This window comes from Planktothrix sp. (assembly GCF_046067725.1).
GTDB lineage: Bacteria > Cyanobacteriota > Cyanobacteriia > Cyanobacteriales > Microcoleaceae > Planktothrix.
In genome coordinates this window covers 18,680-34,789 of record NZ_JBJUDF010000191.1, presented here as the reverse complement: position 1 = coordinate 34,789, position 16,110 = coordinate 18,680, and the positions used below count along the sequence as shown (strand labels likewise).

At 39.2% G+C, this 16,110-nt stretch carries 13 protein-coding genes; 8 read left to right on the top strand and 5 right to left on the bottom strand.

The window, feature by feature from the left end:
* From ACKPEB_RS11915 to recJ, 4 genes are all read left to right on the top strand, one after another.
* Positions 1-1,230, top strand: a 1,230-nt coding sequence (locus ACKPEB_RS11915; RefSeq protein WP_408965113.1) for a DCC1-like thiol-disulfide oxidoreductase family protein, incomplete at its 5' end; no start/stop codon positions are given.
* 15 nt (positions 1,231-1,245) lie between these two features.
* On the top strand, positions 1,246-2,922 hold the full coding sequence (locus tag ACKPEB_RS11910) for a hypothetical protein (protein ID WP_408965112.1): 1,677 nt from the start codon (positions 1,246-1,248) through the stop codon (positions 2,920-2,922).
* Between the two features lie 33 nt (positions 2,923-2,955).
* Positions 2,956-3,768 carry a PD-(D/E)XK nuclease family protein gene (locus ACKPEB_RS11905; protein ID WP_408965111.1) on the top strand — a complete coding sequence of 271 codons (813 nt, stop codon included), beginning with the start codon at positions 2,956-2,958 and terminating at the stop codon, positions 3,766-3,768.
* A gap of 3 nt (positions 3,769-3,771) precedes the next feature.
* Positions 3,772-6,159, top strand: coding sequence for a single-stranded-DNA-specific exonuclease RecJ (gene recJ / locus ACKPEB_RS11900; RefSeq protein WP_408965110.1), 2,388 nt, complete (start codon positions 3,772-3,774; stop codon positions 6,157-6,159).
* A 73-nt stretch (positions 6,160-6,232) separates the two neighbouring features.
* On the opposite strand, the gene ACKPEB_RS11895 is transcribed toward recJ, so the two are convergent.
* Positions 6,233-6,415, bottom strand: coding sequence for a nucleotidyltransferase domain-containing protein (locus ACKPEB_RS11895; RefSeq protein WP_408965109.1), 183 nt, complete (start codon positions 6,413-6,415; stop codon positions 6,233-6,235).
* 93 nt (positions 6,416-6,508) lie between these two features.
* Here ACKPEB_RS11895 and ACKPEB_RS11890 point away from each other — a divergent pair, with 93 nt between their 5' ends.
* Together ACKPEB_RS11890 and ACKPEB_RS11885 are read left to right on the top strand one after the other, a co-directional pair.
* On the top strand, positions 6,509-8,548 hold the full coding sequence (locus tag ACKPEB_RS11890) for a serine/threonine phosphatase (RefSeq protein WP_408967590.1): 2,040 nt from the start codon (positions 6,509-6,511) through the stop codon (positions 8,546-8,548).
* Between the two features lie 62 nt (positions 8,549-8,610).
* Entirely contained in the window at positions 8,611-9,819 is a 1,209-nt protein-coding gene (locus ACKPEB_RS11885) for a protein kinase domain-containing protein (RefSeq protein WP_408965107.1), read from the top strand.
* A 161-nt stretch (positions 9,820-9,980) separates the two neighbouring features.
* On the opposite strand, the gene ACKPEB_RS11880 is transcribed toward ACKPEB_RS11885, so the two are convergent.
* The 4 genes from ACKPEB_RS11880 to ACKPEB_RS11865 all read right to left on the bottom strand — a co-directional run bounded on the left by ACKPEB_RS11880 (position 9,981) and on the right by ACKPEB_RS11865 (position 12,057).
* Positions 9,981-10,205: a DUF4327 family protein gene (locus tag ACKPEB_RS11880; protein ID WP_408965106.1), complete on the bottom strand. Its 225-nt coding sequence runs from the start codon at positions 10,203-10,205 to the stop codon at positions 9,981-9,983.
* A gap of 225 nt (positions 10,206-10,430) precedes the next feature.
* Positions 10,431-10,568, bottom strand: a complete 138-nt coding sequence (locus tag ACKPEB_RS11875) for a hypothetical protein (RefSeq protein ID WP_408965105.1) — start codon at positions 10,566-10,568, stop codon at positions 10,431-10,433.
* A 457-nt stretch (positions 10,569-11,025) separates the two neighbouring features.
* Positions 11,026-11,631: a hypothetical protein gene (locus tag ACKPEB_RS11870; RefSeq protein WP_408967589.1), complete on the bottom strand. Its 606-nt coding sequence runs from the start codon at positions 11,629-11,631 to the stop codon at positions 11,026-11,028.
* 156 nt (positions 11,632-11,787) lie between these two features.
* Positions 11,788-12,057 (bottom strand): hypothetical protein, encoded by a 270-nt coding sequence (locus ACKPEB_RS11865; RefSeq protein ID WP_408965103.1) that lies wholly within the window; start codon positions 12,055-12,057, stop codon positions 11,788-11,790.
* A gap of 181 nt (positions 12,058-12,238) precedes the next feature.
* Between ACKPEB_RS11865 and purD the strand changes: the two genes are divergently transcribed.
* Together purD and ACKPEB_RS11855 are read left to right on the top strand one after the other, a co-directional pair.
* On the top strand, positions 12,239-13,504 hold the full coding sequence (gene purD / locus ACKPEB_RS11860) for a phosphoribosylamine--glycine ligase (RefSeq protein ID WP_408965102.1): 1,266 nt from the start codon (positions 12,239-12,241) through the stop codon (positions 13,502-13,504).
* A 245-nt stretch (positions 13,505-13,749) separates the two neighbouring features.
* The gene (locus ACKPEB_RS11855) at positions 13,750-15,960 is read left to right on the top strand and encodes an ATP-binding protein (RefSeq protein ID WP_408965117.1); all 2,211 of its coding nucleotides are present in this window, start codon (positions 13,750-13,752) and stop codon (positions 15,958-15,960) included.
* The last annotated feature ends 150 nt before the right edge of the window (positions 15,961-16,110 follow it).

Genomic DNA, 16,110 nt, shown 5'->3' with positions numbered 1-16,110 from the left:
ATCGTTAGAGATTATTACGGAGCCATGTTAAAAAGAGGAGAGGTTGCTGCTTTAAATTACAATCCCTTAAATCCGGTGAAGTGGTTAACCTTTCCTTGGGGATGGGAACAAGTTCCTCCCAATTGGTATTTATCCTTAATTTTTGCATTAAGTTTTATCTCTGGAATTACGGCTTTAATTGGATTTAAAACCAATCTAAGTTTAATGGTTTTTGCCATTGGGAGTTTGTTCATCCAGTGTTATATTTACTCTTTTGGATCACATCACCATCCCTACGCTTTACTACTCATTACACTATTTCTATTAGCTTTAAGTCCTGCGGGTGGTGTTCTCTCCTTAGATCATCTTTTGAGGAAACTGCGAACCCATATCAAAAAACAACGATTTACACCCTTTAATATATTAAACAAAGAAAGTGAATTAGCTCGATGGTCATTATTAACCGTTCAGTGGTTGATTGTGATCATTTATTTATCCGCAGCCTTGCACAAATTAGCTTACGGTGATGGATTTTTGGGTACAGATTGGATGAATGGATATACTCTCCAATATTACTTAACCCGGGATGGTTTACGCTGGGGAAGCGATCTCGGAGTTTGGTTAGGTCAATTCTACATTGTCGGAGTCGTGTTTGCTTGGATTGCAGTTATTTTTGAAGGAACATTCTTTTTAGCGGTCATTTTTCCCCAGTTAGTTTGGGTCTATATTCCATCAGGAATTGCATTTCATACAGGAATTTATTTAGCACAACGAGCACCATTTTTTGGATTGATGGTGTTATATTGTGTGTTTATTCCTTGGACTAAGTTGATTCAAACCTTCACTCGTCGTCAACAGAATTCTTCTCAATTTCCTAAACCGGAAATTCTCTACGATGGTCTATGTCCTTTGTGCATTCGTTCGATGACGGTGTTGTGTTATTTTGATTGGTTTCAACGGTTAAATTATACTCCGGTTGAAGAAGAATGGACGAGTATTCAAAAGACTCATCCTGATCTTTCTTTAGATGCTTGTTTAGCAGAAATGCACCTAATTTTACCCAATGGATCGGTGCGAAAAGGCTTTTTTGCATTCCGCGAAATTGTGCGCTATTTACCTCCCCTATGGCCGTTATTAATCCTACTTTATTTTCCGGGATCTTCCAGCGTAGGGCCCAAAATTTATACCTTTGTCGCTTCTAACCGGAAACGGTTGACTCGGTGCAGTTTTGAGAGTTGTTCTTCCAAATAAATTAAAAGGAAAATCATGAAAAAAAAATTGGTTTTTGTCTTTAAATTTTTACTCTTGTTTTATTTAACTTTGGAAATCATTCTATGGAGTCCTAATGTACAATGGGCTGCACTAAATCTTACCCCCCAAACCTTAGCCCAAACCCAACAACCTCAAAGTAAAACCCCAGGATTAAAATTAGAAAAAGTCGGGACAGAAGCCGTTTATTTTACCTATCAGGGAAAACCATTATTATCCTTTGGAGGACTCTCAGATTTTATTTTTTATGCGGCTCCTGATGCCTATAATTATAAACAATGGGCAGATTGGGCTGCTAAACATGGGATGAATCATTTAAGAGCTTATCCGCCTTTTAGCTGGAAATATATTGAAAAATTTACTGAAGATAATGGCGGTTCTCTCAAAAATGTGTTATTTCCCTATCAAGAAACAAAACCAGGAAGCCGACAGTTTGATTTAACTCAATTTAATGACGCTTATTGGAAACGGTTTCGAGAACAAGTTGAATATTTACAATCAAAGGGAATTATTATTCATTTGTTAATGATGAATGGTTGGCAAATGAATGATAATGAAAAAGATTGGGGCGGGCATTTTTTTAATCCTAATAATAATATCAATAGCTTCACTGATCACTTAGAAGATAATCGTTTAAAATTTTATCAGTCTGTTGCCGATAACGAAACGGAATTAATTCAGGTTCAAAAAGCTTGGTTCCGAAAATTAGTTGAAGTCACCGCAGATTTAGATAATGTTTATTATGATTTAGTTCATGAAATTGCTGAAAATCATGAAGATTGGGGAAAAGTTAAGCCTTGGATTGATGAAATGTCAACAACAGTTCGTGATCGCTTCCGCGAACTACAACCGCAAAAACAGATTATTTTAGCAATGGATACAGGGGGGTTAAGTCGTTCTGAAAGAGATTGGATTTTTAGCCGTCCTTATTTTGATTTGCTGATTTATGGAAAAGATCATAGCTTTGAACAAGCTAAAAATTGGCGAATTCAATATAAAAAACCTTATATTCCTCAAGAATCCTGGGACGATAATGAGACTAAATATGGCTATCGCGAACCTAAATTCAGAATTCCCACTCGCAAATATATGTGGAAATTTATGATGGCAAAATGTCAACAGATGGATCTCTATATTAAACCGAGAATTAAACAACAAAAACCAGGATATGATCATAATTATAATCCCAATGGATGGAACCCCTTTGAACAAGATGCTTTAGTTTTACGAGAGTTTTGGAACCGTTTAACCGATTATCCGAATTTATGGTTTAATGGAGAATTAAACGCTGAAATCGAATCCCATCGTTATGTTTTGTCTTCTCCCCAAGAAGCGATCGCTTATTTATCTTCAAAAACTGGAAAACAAGAGATTAACTTTCCTGAACAAACCATCTCCTTGAAAAATTTATTGTTAACCGATGGAAGGTATCAAGTCGATCTGTTTAAACCGGATCAAGGTGTTATTTCTAGTTCTAAACTTGAAGTTAGACAAGGGAAAACAGAGGTTCAATTACCAGCCTTTACAGATGATATTGCGATTCATTTTTATCAAGGAACCCTGCTTCCGCCTCTTTCTAACTCCCAAACTCAACCCAATTACTTAATCTATGGACTCGGTACAATGGTTTTAGGAGGAATTATCACAATGGTTTTAATCCATTTCAGGGGATAATTCAGGATAGATTAATTTGTTGATAAAATCGCCATGACTCGATTTAGACTCTCTCAACAACACTTAAATTTATTGTCGTTGTGTCCCCGTAAGTTTCAATATACTTATTTAGATCAATTGGTTTCCCCCGTCTCTCCAGATGATGAAGAACGCATCGCTTGGGGAAATCAATTTCACCTGTTGATGCAGCAACATGAGTTAGGATTACCTGTGGAGGTGTTACTCAATGAAGATACAGAATTAAAACGCTGTTATACTGAATTTATCAAGGTTGCATCGGATATTTTGACGTTAAATGCTGACGCTTCAAACTCGATCTTTAGACAAGCCGAACATGATCGAATTTTAAATTTTAAAGATGATTTATTAGTGGTTGTTTATGATTTAATTAAAGCTGAAAAACAACAAGCACAAATTTTTGATTGGAAAACCTACCCTCGTCCCCAAAATCGCCATCTTTTAGAACAAAATTGGCAAACTCGATTATATCTTTATGTTTTAGTTGAAACCAGTCAATATTTACCCGAACAAGTTTCCATGACCTATTGGTTTGTTAAATCGCCTCAAAAACAACCGCCTCAATCTTTATATTTTCCCTATACTCAACAACAACATCAAAAAACTTACGAAGATTTAACCCAACTTATTGATCAATTTCATCATGATTTAAACCTTTATCAACAAGGTCAACCTTTTCCTCAAGTTGATCTTGAGCAAGGATATTGTAAATCTTGCCAATTTGCTATCCGTTGTCAACGGGTTCCTGATGAACTTTCGGTTAATGAACTTATTGATTCAGAGAATCTATATAATATTGATCAAATTCAAGAAGTTAAAATTCCTTAATTTATGTGGCAAACCCAACCTCAATTCGACCTTCCTGAGTGGATCATTCCCCTCATTCAAGAGTACGCCCCTAAAATTTCAGGACAATATATTGCTCAATTATTACTGGCTAGGGATATTAATTCTCCTCAAAAATTAGTCGGTTTTTTAAATTCTAACTATTATCAACCTGGCAGTCCTTTTGAATTTGGACTAGAAATGGAACGAGCCATTGATCGATTAGTTTTAGCTCGAAATCGCCAAGAAAAGGTTGTTATTTGGGGAGATTTTGATGCCGATGGGATTACGGCAACGGCTGTATTATGGGATGGATTAGGACAATTTTTTAACCCAGAAAATCAGCAATTATCTTATTATATCCCCAATCGTTTAACAGAATCTCATGGTTTAAATTGTCATGGAATTGAAGAATTATATCAACAAGGATGTCAGTTAATTGTTACCTGTGATACGGGAAGTACAAACTTAAAAGAAATTGAATATGCTAATCAATTCGGGATTGATATTATAGTGACAGATCATCATACCCTCCTCGAAGAAAGACCCCCTGTTATTGCCATTATCAATCCGCGTTATTTATCCCCAGAACATCCTTTATATCATTTATCAGGGGTGGCTGTTGCTTATAAATTAATCGAAGCATTCTATCAGACCTTACCAGATATTCCTCAACGTCCTTTAGAAGATTTATTAGATTTAGTCGCCATTGGTTTAATTGCAGATTTAGTTCAACTGAAAGGAGATTGTCGATATTTAGCACAATTAGGAATTGAAAAATTACAACAACAATTAAAGAAACCTACACGCCCAGGGGTAGCTAAACTGTTAGAATTATGTAAACGAACGGGCGATCGCCCCACTGATATTTCCTTTGGTCTTGGCCCTAGAATTAATGCGGTAAGCCGCATTTATGGCGATGCTAAATTTTGTGTTGAACTGTTAACCAGTCGCGATCAAAAACGCTGTCAAAAACTCGCTTTAGAAACTGAATTAGCTAATACTCGCCGCAAAGCATTACAACAAGATGTTACCCGTGATGTGATGGCGAAATTAAGAAAAATAGATTTATCAACCACCCAAGTTATTGTCTTATCCGATGCTCAATGGCCAGGAGGCGTTTTAGGTTTAGTGGCGGGTCAAGTGGCGCAAACCTACGGAAGACCGACCATTTTATTAACCACTGAAGGAACCATTAATTTATCAGCGTATCAGGAAGAATTCAGCCATCATTCAGATTTAAAATTAGCCAGAGGTTCTGCACGTTCTGTGAATCAAATTGATCTCTATGAATTAGTTAAAAGCCAAGCTCACCTTTTAGATCGATTTGGGGGTCATCCTTTTGCCGCTGGGTTAAGTTTACCCGTCGAAAATATACCGATATTTACTGATGCGATTAATCGCGAAATGCGAGAAAAATTAGAATCAAATTTAGAAGAAATTGGGCAACGAAGGATTTTAGTGGATTTAGTGTGTACTGTGGCTGAATTAGGAGGGGATTTATTTCAAGAATTAAAACTTTTAGAACCCTGTGGAATGGGAAATCCGGTTCCTAAACTTTTAATTCAAAATTGTTGGTTTACTAATACTTGGAATACGAAAGAAAAAGATCTTCGAGGGCAAAAAGTTGAATATATTAAAACCACCTTTGAACTGTGGGATGAGTCTACCTCAACAGGATTTCCGGGGGTTTGGTGGGGACATTATCAAGATGAATTACCAGAGGAACGCTGTGATATTATTGTAGAATTAGATTTTAATACTTTTAAAAAACAATATGAAATTCGTTTATTAGAATTACGTTCTGCGGAGACTAAAACGTCCATCTCCTCCATTCATTTAGTCGATAACTTAATTTTAGATTATCGTTATCAAAATTTAGATGATCCTGGTACGGAAGGGGTAAATTCTCCGCTACAAACTCCATTAATCCTCAAAGATTGTCCGACTTGTTGGGAAGAATTAAACGCTTGGTTTCGACGCGCTTATGCTCAAAAACAATCCTTAGCGATCGCTTATACTTTACCTCAATTATTACCCCCGGAAAAAACGTGGCAAGATTTAATTGGAATTGCGAAATATCTGAGCCGTACCCATGAACCTGTCACTCGTCAACAATTAAGATCGGCACTGCATATTGGAGATATTCCTTTAAAAGTAGGTTTTGATGCTTTAAAATGCTTAGGATTTAAAATTGAATATCGAGATTATGCTTTTTATATCAGTTGGCAGCATTCATCAGATTTGAATTCCTCTGAAACCTTGTCCCCATTAATTAAAAGGTTCTTAACAATGGTTCAAGAAGAACAATTTCGGCGACAATATTTTTATCAAGTTCCAATATCAACCTTAGAATCTATGGCTATTCAATTGATCAGAAATGAAACCTTTTAAAAATTGCTATTCTATCTAATTTCCTGTAGGGGCTTGTGTCCCGCCTTGCCCTTACCGATATAACCCATCAAAATCAAGAATAAAACTTAACTTTTATATAGTCATCAATCCCAGAAATAAAAACATCTAAATCCGACTCATTCGTTGCATCACCCCGCGCCCTTGAACCAAAAACTTTGATCTCCAAAATCGGAACAACCTTTTGTAAGCGCTGATAAAAAGCTAAAGAAACTTGGCGATCAACTTCTAACATCATCGCTAACTTCTCTCCCTAAAGTTTCGGGATTTTTAACAATTTCTACTCTCTCGTCTTTAATCAACTGATTATAAAGTATGCTAGAATGAGTTCATGAGCAAGTTAGCCACAATGGTTGTTTGTCCACAGTGTCATTTTGAAAATCCCAATTTCAATAAGTTTTGTCAACGCTGTGGTAGTTCTTTGACCCAGAAATATTGTCATGAATGTGGAACAACGGTTCCGTTTAATGTCGTAGAATGTCATAACTGTGGAACAGTCACCGGAACTCTTTATCTAGCTGTGATTTCTCGTGGGTTGTTCACGACTGCTTCATCGCACGACACCACCCCATCCTTTAATAACGACCATTTACAGGGAGCAAGTACATCCTCAGACAGTTCCTCTGAATCGAGTTTAGATCGGATTGATACCGAACCCCCAGCCACCTCTGACACCTCGGAGTCAGACCCACAGGAATTTCAAACTCAACCCTTAGAAGAAATTTTTTCCGAAACTGACTTAGAATCAATTACGATTCCCCCTGAAGATGTACTCAGTTTTCCTCAACAAAGCCCACCAGAACCCTTAGAACAGCCTGTGGGAGCTTATTTAGACCTGCAAGACCGTTATCAACTTTTAGACCTCCTCCCAGCCTTAAAACCGGGGGAAACCGTCACCGTCAAAGTGTTAGATACTCAACCGTTGCAGATTTCTCCCTTAAAAGCATTACAAGAAAGCACCTCCACACCTTCAGATGCTGAAGTTGAAGCGTTTATTATTCCGGCGGCGCAACCTTATTTTGCCTTAGCGTCCCAAACTCCTAGCTATTTTCCCCGATTACAAGATGCTTGGAAATCGGAATTTTATAATATTATTTTACTCGAAAATTTTTCGGATTTTCCACAACTTTCGGAAGTTTGGAGTCATCGAGATACTCTCCCTCAACAAATTGTTTATTGGTTAGGAGATTTAGTTCAACTTTGGGAAATCTTAGCACCTTGGGGATGTCGCCAAAGTTTATTAGAACTTGAAAATTTACGCATTTTGGATCAAAATTCTAAACAGTTGTGTTTACAAAAACTGTATTTTGATTCGCCCAATTCTATCTTCAATTTATCCGATTTAGGGCAATTATGGCATGAATTATTTCAAAAATCCCAACGCACGTTAGTGGGTTCCTTAACAGAAATTTTGCGAGATTTAATGGAAGGAAAGATCCAAACTGTTGAGGAACTACAAAAGGCATTAACCGGGGTTTTGGATGAAATTAATTGTCCTGATCTACAAGCAAGTTTTATCCCAGAATCTCAACCGAGTATTAATCAGTCTCCTACCCTAATTCTCGGCGAAAAGTTAATCCAAATCGAAGCGGTTGGACGCACGGATGTCGGACGTCAACGGGATCATAATGAAGACTGTTTTGGCATGGAAACTCGGATTAAAATTGAAGAAACTCCCCAAGAAAAAATCCACTCCGTTTGGGGTTTATATATTCTTTGTGATGGCATGGGAGGACACGCAAGCGGAGAAGTGGCGAGTCAAATGGCCGTTGATACATTAAAACATTATTTCCAAACTCAGTCTTTTGAGGAATTACCCACAGAAGAAATTCTACACGAGGCAATTTTAAAAGCGAATGAAGCGATTTATAACGAGAATCAAAAAGGAGTGCGTTCCGGTAGTGGTCGTATGGGAACAACCTTAGTTATGGCGGTGGTGGTGAATCATCAAGTTGCTGTTGCCCATGTAGGAGATAGTCGCTTATATCGTTTAACTCGTCAACACGGCTTACAACAAATTACCCTGGATCATGAAGTTGGACAACGAGAAATTCAACGGGGAATTGACCCAGAACTTGCTTATTCTCGTCACGATGCCTATCAATTAACTCAAGCATTAGGCCCTAGAGAAGCACAATTTATTCACCCGGATATTCAATATTTAGAGATGGAGGAAGATACGGTTTTAATTCTGGCATCCGATGGTCTCACGGATCATAATTTATTAGAAACTTTTCGTGAAACGCAACTTGATTCCTTACTCAATCCTGAAACGGATTTAGCCACAGCAACGGACAATTTAATTGCTCTGGCTAATCAATATAATGGTCACGATAATATTACGGCTATTGTAATTCGAGCTTGGGTTTAATCCGAGGAACATTCCTAAACAGGACGCACCCACCGTTAACTCTTAACCGCCAACCGAAACCCATGTTAACTCTAAGATGGTTAAACGCGCCACAAAACACCCCCTTACAACAATGGACATTTGCAGAGCAAACCCCTATCCGTATTGGACGGGCCCCCGATAATCAGGTTGTGATTGTTGATCCGTTAGTGTCCCGCTATCATCTGGAATTACATCCACCTCATGATGAGGCCCAAAGTTCCCCTTGGTTATTGATCAGTAAGGGTAGTAACGGAACTTTTGTCAATGGCATACTTACCACTCAAGGGTTAGTGGCAGATGGAGCTTGCATTGAATTAGCTAAAAATGGCCCGTTATTACAAGTGAAACTGCAAGCGACGGTAATTTCCATTGCTAACCCTTCCCCTCCCTGCAATCATGAAGGAAATGGGACGGGAAATTTATTTTGTATTCATTGCGGATTTCCGATTCAGGTTGAACGTACCATCCGACAGTATCAAGTATTGAGAACCATTGGACGGGGGGGGATGGGAACAACAACTTTAGCCTGGGACTCTACAACGGCTAAATCTGCTGTACCTGTGGTCGTTGTTCTCAAAGAAATGAATACAGATATGGCACAAATTGCCAAAGCTCAAGAATTATTTGAACGAGAAGCTCGTACCCTCAAAGCCTTAAACCATCCAGGGATTCCCCAGTTTTACGACTTTTTTGTAGAAGAAGGTAAAAAATATTTAGTGATGGAAATGATCCATGGCACGGATCTCGAACATTACATCCATCAACGGGGGCCAGTGATTCCCCAACAAGCCATTCAGTGGATGATGCAAACCTGTGAGGTGTTGAACTATATTCACTCACTGGTTCCACCTTTGATCCACCGAGATATCAAACCTGCCAATTTGCTGTTACGACGCCGAGATCAACGGATTGTGGTCTTAGACTTTGGAGCCGTTAAGGAAATCGGAACACCACCCGGAACCCGAATTGGTGCCGAAGGATACAGCGCTCCAGAGCAAGATCGAGGAAAGCCCCTGACTCAATCGGATTTGTATGCGATCGGTACAACGTTAATTTTTTTACTAACAGCCGAAAGCCCCCTTAAATTTTTGGGGAAACAGGGGAATAGTCATGGTTTTAACCTTGATTCTGTTCCTACTATTACCCCTCAACTGCGAAAAGTTATTGAACGAGCGACTGAATACCGACCGAAAGATCGATATCCAACAGCCGTAGATTTATCTCAAGCTTTAGCTCATTGCCTAAATTGATCAAAGGGTGAGGAATCATAACGCAAAGGAAGGGGAAAGGGCAATGAACTAACTGCTTATAAAGAGAAATACAAAACTTAAAACAGTAGAGGGTTAAAGGGTGAATTCGTCATTGAGTAAAAGATCGACCGAAATTCGAGAAGGTTTTGAACAATCGGTTTCTACTCTTCGTCTTCATCCCATGCTTCAACGGCTAATAACTCGCTGATGGGATCTTGCATGGAGAAACCAAATTCCAACAATTCCTGTTTCCAAAATTTCCATTCATCGCCATAGAGAAGGGCAATTTTCCACAGACTATCGGAAGGTTTGATAATGTTAGACTTGACCAGGGAATGCACCTGACGTTGAAACTTATCCATCGGGTGTATAACCTTTTGGCTCATAATACCTCTTAAATTGTTCTAATTCTAGGGTGTTAACGCTTTCCCACCTGAACGTTTTTCCTTTGCATAGATGGTCGATGCTGATTAAAGCAACTTCCTCGATCCTAAATATAGCATAAGCTTTGAAAAATGTAATCTTTTTTTACCCAAATTCAGGGCTGATTTTAGGATAGAAACAGAAACTCCTCTGTTTCCTATCCTCTGAGTGTTTTGATCTCAATTGATTTAGGGGGAAGTTCGGGTTTCCACCCTAAATGTTGATCTCGCTTCTGTTGTCAGAGGCTTAGAATCTTCCCAAAGTCCATTCACCCCATCAGTCCGAGGACGATTCAGATTACGGCTTGGAGAAATTCCATTGTTCACAATCCTTGATCAAGATTTGGGCAAGAATCAGATCCAGAAACAGGACTCAAATCTAACTCTGAAGCTTATCATAGTTAAGAGAAGGAGAAACTGTAATCCCCATATAGACAGATTCAAGGGACGGTCTTTTTAACCTAATCTGTCGTAGCCACTCACCCTATCCATACAGGGGGACATTCTAAAATCTTAGGTGTCGCTGAACAATAATACCGTTAATGCGGTATTAATGCTCTGAAATTGAGGCTTCACCTTGAATTTAGGTCAATTCCAGGGGGTTGCACAAGCGTTTTTTATGAATTGTTCAATGTCCAATTCATACTATGTTGGTATAGTACCTTGAATTCTACTGAATGATTGTTACTTTTTTTGTAGCGTCTTTTTGGAAAATTGTAACCATTTTTTTTGATCACGGGTTCAAGGGAATGTTCGTTTCACAGATGATTCAATGGGTCATTGATCAATAATCCGTATCTGTAATACATAATAGCCAGATTTGATAGTTTCGCTTATCAACTCCAAACCAAGTCACATCCCAGGCAACATCAGCAAACCACTCTGTCCAGGGTTCTTGAGTAATATACATCTGAATTTCATCATAGCGATCTTGAAATAAGGCGTCGCAAAATTTCGTTCCTAAAGTTTTGGCTTGTTTGGCAGTTCCTTTAAATTTTTCATAGGCACCCCCCAAGACTAAAATTTCTGCTAATTCTCCATCTAAGGTAAAGGCACTGGTATCTTCTGTTAAATCTAAAGATGTTGTTAAGGGAGTTTCAATTTCTAAAGCTGATAAACTTTCCATCACCGGAGGTAAGGTGACAAATTGTTCAAAAAAATTAATTTCATTGAGTAAATTTCGGGAACCAAACCACTCTAAGACTAAGTGGGGAGACAACTGAAACCCGGCAAATTCTGCACCTCCATTCAGATGGACTTTTCTTAACTCTTCTAACATCACATTAATAGCCGGATCTTTAAAAGGCACTGATACCACGTCCAATTCGTCCCACATTTCTTCTATTTCTTCTTCAGAGGGACGATATTGATCTCGATTTAGGATTAACATTAACCCTGATCTCCAACTCACAAGATTTCTTCTGGATTTTACTATAATTTCGATAAACTTACAAGCTGGTTTTAAAAATATATTATAAAAATTAATAAAATTTTTTGGAATTTAAGGGCATTTATCCTGATATTTTGATCAATAAAAATTCCGTTTTTAGAAAGCGGTTTTCTGCCAGAAACCCAGTTTATAAGATTGCGATCGCTTTACTTTTCTCGTTGCTAGGTAGAACCCATCGATTTCATAGTAATACTTATTAAGAGAATTAAAAATGGTAAATGTTTGATAGCGATTATTATCAGAACGGTTATAATATCGGCTTAAATAATCCATCGCAAATTCTTTAAATCGAGCAACAGTAAAAGTATCTTTATCAACCAACAAAAGATCATCATCACCAGTTAAAGGATAAAAATTATCACTCATGGGGCTTAACCTCAAAAGCAAAGCTGTTCTAAAATTATACTAAATTTAGCTAAAAATCTATAAAACGCAGTTTCTTAACTATCCCAGAAACAGAAACCGGGTTTCTTCGAGAAACCGGGTTTCTATAGGGTTTCTAATTGTACAATCAAAAACTGAAGCATCAATTCGAGAACAAAAAACCGTGAAAATTCTAGTAGTTGGAAATGGGGGACGGGAACACGCCATTGCTTGGACATTACTCCAGTCACCCAACGTTGAACAAGTGTTTTGTACCCCTGGAAATGGCGGAACTGCCACCCTCAAAGGCTGCCAAAATTATCCGATTTCCGTAGAAGATTTTGCCGGGATCAAAACTTTAGTGGAACATCAGGGAATATCCTTAGTCGTTGTTGGGCCAGAATTACCCCTTGCCCTGGGAATTACGGATTATTTACAACAACACAACATTAAAGTATTCGGCCCCAACCAAGCCGGAGCGCAACTGGAAGCCAGTAAAGCTTGGTCAAAAGCCTTCATGGAAGAGGCTGGCATCCCTACGGCTCAGGCTGCGGTTTTTACCGATGCACAGACCGCTAAAGCTTATGTTAAAACGGCCCCAATTGTGGTGAAAGCCGATGGGTTAGCGGCGGGAAAAGGTGTCACCGTTGCCACAACCGTTGAAATGGCCCATGCCGCCATTGATCAGATTTTTGCAGGAGAATTTGGCCAGGATAACTTACGGGTTGTGGTGGAAGACTTCTTAACCGGACAGGAAGCCTCCGTATTAGCTCTGACCGATGGCCTAACCATTCGGCCATTAGTTCCAGCCCAAGACCATAAACAAGCCGGAGAAGGAGATACAGGCCCCAATACCGGGGGAATGGGAGCTTATGCCCCAACTCCCATTGTTCCCCCTGAACTGATGCCGCGTGTGCAACAGCAGGTCTTAGAACCCACCCTAGCCACCTTGCGCCAACGGGGAATAGATTATCGAGGGGTGGTCTATGCTGGGTTGATGATTTCCCCTGAAGGTGACATCAAGGTTTTGGAATTTAACTGTCGGTTTGGCGACCCGGAAACCCAAGGAGTTCTAGCTTTATTAGAAACCCCCTTAGATGAAGTCCTACTCGCCTGTTGTGAACAACGCTTAGAACAGGTTCCTCTTCAGTGGAAATCTGGGGTTTCTGTGTGTGTGGTGTTAGCTTCTGGGGGTTATCCCGGTTCCTATGAAAAAGGCAAAGTCATCACTGGAATTGAACAGGCAGAAGCATCCGGGGCGATGGTTTTTCATGCAGGAACCAAACTCCAAGACGGCCAAATTCTGAGTGATGGGGGACGAGTTTTAGGGGTGACAGCCATTGCACCCACCTTTAAAGAAGCGATCGCCGAAACCTACAAAGCTGTTGATTGTATTGACTTTGAAGGACTCTACTGTCGTCGAGATATTGGGTTTAGAGTTGAGGGTTAACCCTGATCAGTTGTACGGGCGGGGTTCCCCTGCCCCTACTCCAGCCCTGATTGATTACGATACGACTGATCACTGATAACTGCTGTTAGGATATATAGTGTTGTTAACAAAACTTAATGGTATCGGGGGACAAAACTCTGTGGAGACACAGATAAATATGGTATATCGACCAATTAAGAATTATGGCTCAATTGTCGATGAACTCACAGTTACCCCGCAACCGTCAACCCTCTAATCGTCGTGAGATGCTGAGACTCCTCAAACAAATCGGTGACATTATTGGCAAATGGTGGTCAGAGTTTACCCTGCAAACTCGGTTAATGGCAGGGGCGACCCTGGTGGTTTCTTTATTGATGAGTAGTTTAACCTTTTGGGCTGTTAACACGATTCAGGAAGATGCTCGATTGAATGATACCCGTTATGGTCGAGATTTAGGGTTACTTTTAGCCGCCAATGTTGCTCCTTTGATTGCGGAAGAAAAACGGGATGAAGTTGCCCGATTTTCGCGGCAATTTTACACCAGTACCTCTAGTGTTCGTTATATGTTATATGCGGATCAAGCGGGAGAAATTTATCTCGGTTTACCTTTTTCTGATTCGGGGGTACAAAATTCCTTAACTCTGCGGCGACGGATGCAATTACCGGATAATTTTTTAGCCCATGTGGAGTCAGGAGATTTTGCCGATTTACCGATGGTAAGGCAACATTTAACACCAGCCGGAGAAGTGACGGATGTTTTTGTTCCGTTGCTACATAATGGTCAGTATTTAGGAATTTTAGCCATTGGAATTAATCCGAATCCGACCGTTGTGGTGTCTTCAAATTTAACCCGTGATGTCACCTTAGCGGTATTTGTCTCAATTTGGGTGATGGTGATTTTAGGGGCGGTTTTTAATGCGTTAACCATTACTCAACCGATTAAAGAATTAGTCCAGGGCGTTAAAAATATTACGGCTGGAAATTTTAAGCAACGGGTGGATTTACCCTTTGGGGGAGAATTAGGTGAATTAATATCCAGCTTTAATGAAATGGCAGAACGTCTAGAAAGTTTTGAAGAACAAAATATTGAAGAATTGATGGCTGAAAAAGCCAAGTTAGAAACCTTAGTTTCCACCATTGCAGACGGGGCAGTTTTAATTGATGCTGAATTAAATTTAATGTTAGTAAACCCGACGGCGCGACGTTTATTTTGCTGGGAAGGTAAAACGGTCATTGGTCATAATGTTATTAACTTTTTGCCAAGTTTAGTGGCAGAACAATTATCTCAACCGTTACAAAATATTGCCTGTGGAACGTTAGAAGGCGGTGAGTTTCGCTGTTCCTTGGGAGAACCCACGAATCGGACTTTAAGAATTTTATTAACAACGGTTTTATTACATAAATCTCCTGGGTCTGAACCTCTGTGCCATAGTTGTATTAATGATCAAAATAATACTTGTGAATTACCCGAACGTCCTGATGTTCAGGAATGTACGTTATATGACTATGATATGATGGCAACCCATATCGAAGAAGAGAATTATCGAGATAGTTTAAAAGGAATTGCTATGACAATTCAGGATATTACTCGTGAAGTAGAATTAAATGATGCTAAAAGTCAATTTATTAGTAATGTTTCCCATGAATTAAGAACCCCTTTATTTAATATTAAATCGTTTATTGAAACCTTGCATGATTATGGCGAAGATTTAACCGAAGAGGAACGTCAGGAATTTTTAGCAACGGCGAACCATGAAACCGATCGCTTAACTCGTTTAGTCAATGATGTGTTAGATTTATCTCGGTTAGAATCCTGCCGGATCTATCATTTTGAACCTGTTGATATGGCAGCAGTCGTTGAACAAACCTTGAGAACCTATCAACTGAATGCTAAGGATAAAGGGATTGAACTGAGTCGAGAAATTGAACCGGATTTACCTTCGGTGTTAGGACACTATGATTTATTGTTGCAAGTTTTAACTAATTTAGTCGGTAATTCTCTGAAATTTACCTCTTCAGGAGGACGGGTCATTATTCGGGTTTATCTATTAGAAGAAGAAGACCTCAAAACCGATCAAGAAGTTGAAGAAATTGAAAAAGGCGGTTGGATTTTTTCGCCTCCTCCCCCTCGTCCGGTAGATTTGCATTTAGTCGAAAATCAACCTAAAATTCGCTATATTCGCACGGAAGTTTCTGATACGGGAACCGGAATAGCACCGGAAGATCAACAAGCTGTTTTTACCCGTTTCTTCCGAGTCGAAAATCGAGTTCATACATTAGAAGGAACCGGATTAGGGTTATCGATTGTTAAAAATATTCTTGAAAAACATCGCAGTCAAGTCCATTTAATTAGTGAGTTAGGTGTAGGAACAACCTTCTGGTTTGATTTAGCCGTTGCTCAGGAAGAAACCCAATCTCCCGCTTTCAGTAATGATGTTTTGATGGATGAAAAATCTATCTCAATTTCTAAAGTGTAGCCGGGAAAATCCTACATCTATATTCACAGTTGACCGTTGGAGATTGAGGGAATGGGTCACGGGTCAATTGTGCTGGACACGGTGCTCTTAGCACAAATTGAAGTTCCTGAGTTGCCTGATCCTCAAATATTACGTTAAATTTAGTTAAGA

Excerpts from the sequence above, each read along its gene's own strand:
- ACKPEB_RS11895 (WP_408965109.1), bottom strand. The coding sequence starts at position 6,415 with ATGATGTTAGAAGTTGATCGCCAAGTTTCTTTAGCTTTTTATCAGCGC.
- ACKPEB_RS11855 (WP_408965117.1), top strand. The coding sequence starts at position 13,750 with ATGCTGAGACTCCTCAAACAAATCGGTGACATTATTGGCAAATGGTGG.
- ACKPEB_RS11910 (WP_408965112.1), top strand. The coding sequence starts at position 1,246 with ATGAAAAAAAAATTGGTTTTTGTCTTTAAATTTTTACTCTTGTTTTAT.
- ACKPEB_RS11890 (WP_408967590.1), top strand. The coding sequence starts at position 6,509 with ATGAGCAAGTTAGCCACAATGGTTGTTTGTCCACAGTGTCATTTTGAA.
- ACKPEB_RS11870 (WP_408967589.1), bottom strand. The coding sequence starts at position 11,631 with ATGTTAATCCTAAATCGAGATCAATATCGTCCCTCTGAAGAAGAAATA.
- ACKPEB_RS11885 (WP_408965107.1), top strand. The coding sequence starts at position 8,611 with ATGTTAACTCTAAGATGGTTAAACGCGCCACAAAACACCCCCTTACAA.
- ACKPEB_RS11880 (WP_408965106.1), bottom strand. The coding sequence starts at position 10,205 with ATGAGCCAAAAGGTTATACACCCGATGGATAAGTTTCAACGTCAGGTG.
- recJ (WP_408965110.1), top strand. The coding sequence starts at position 3,772 with ATGTGGCAAACCCAACCTCAATTCGACCTTCCTGAGTGGATCATTCCC.
- ACKPEB_RS11865 (WP_408965103.1), bottom strand. The coding sequence starts at position 12,057 with ATGAGTGATAATTTTTATCCTTTAACTGGTGATGATGATCTTTTGTTG.
- ACKPEB_RS11905 (WP_408965111.1), top strand. The coding sequence starts at position 2,956 with ATGACTCGATTTAGACTCTCTCAACAACACTTAAATTTATTGTCGTTG.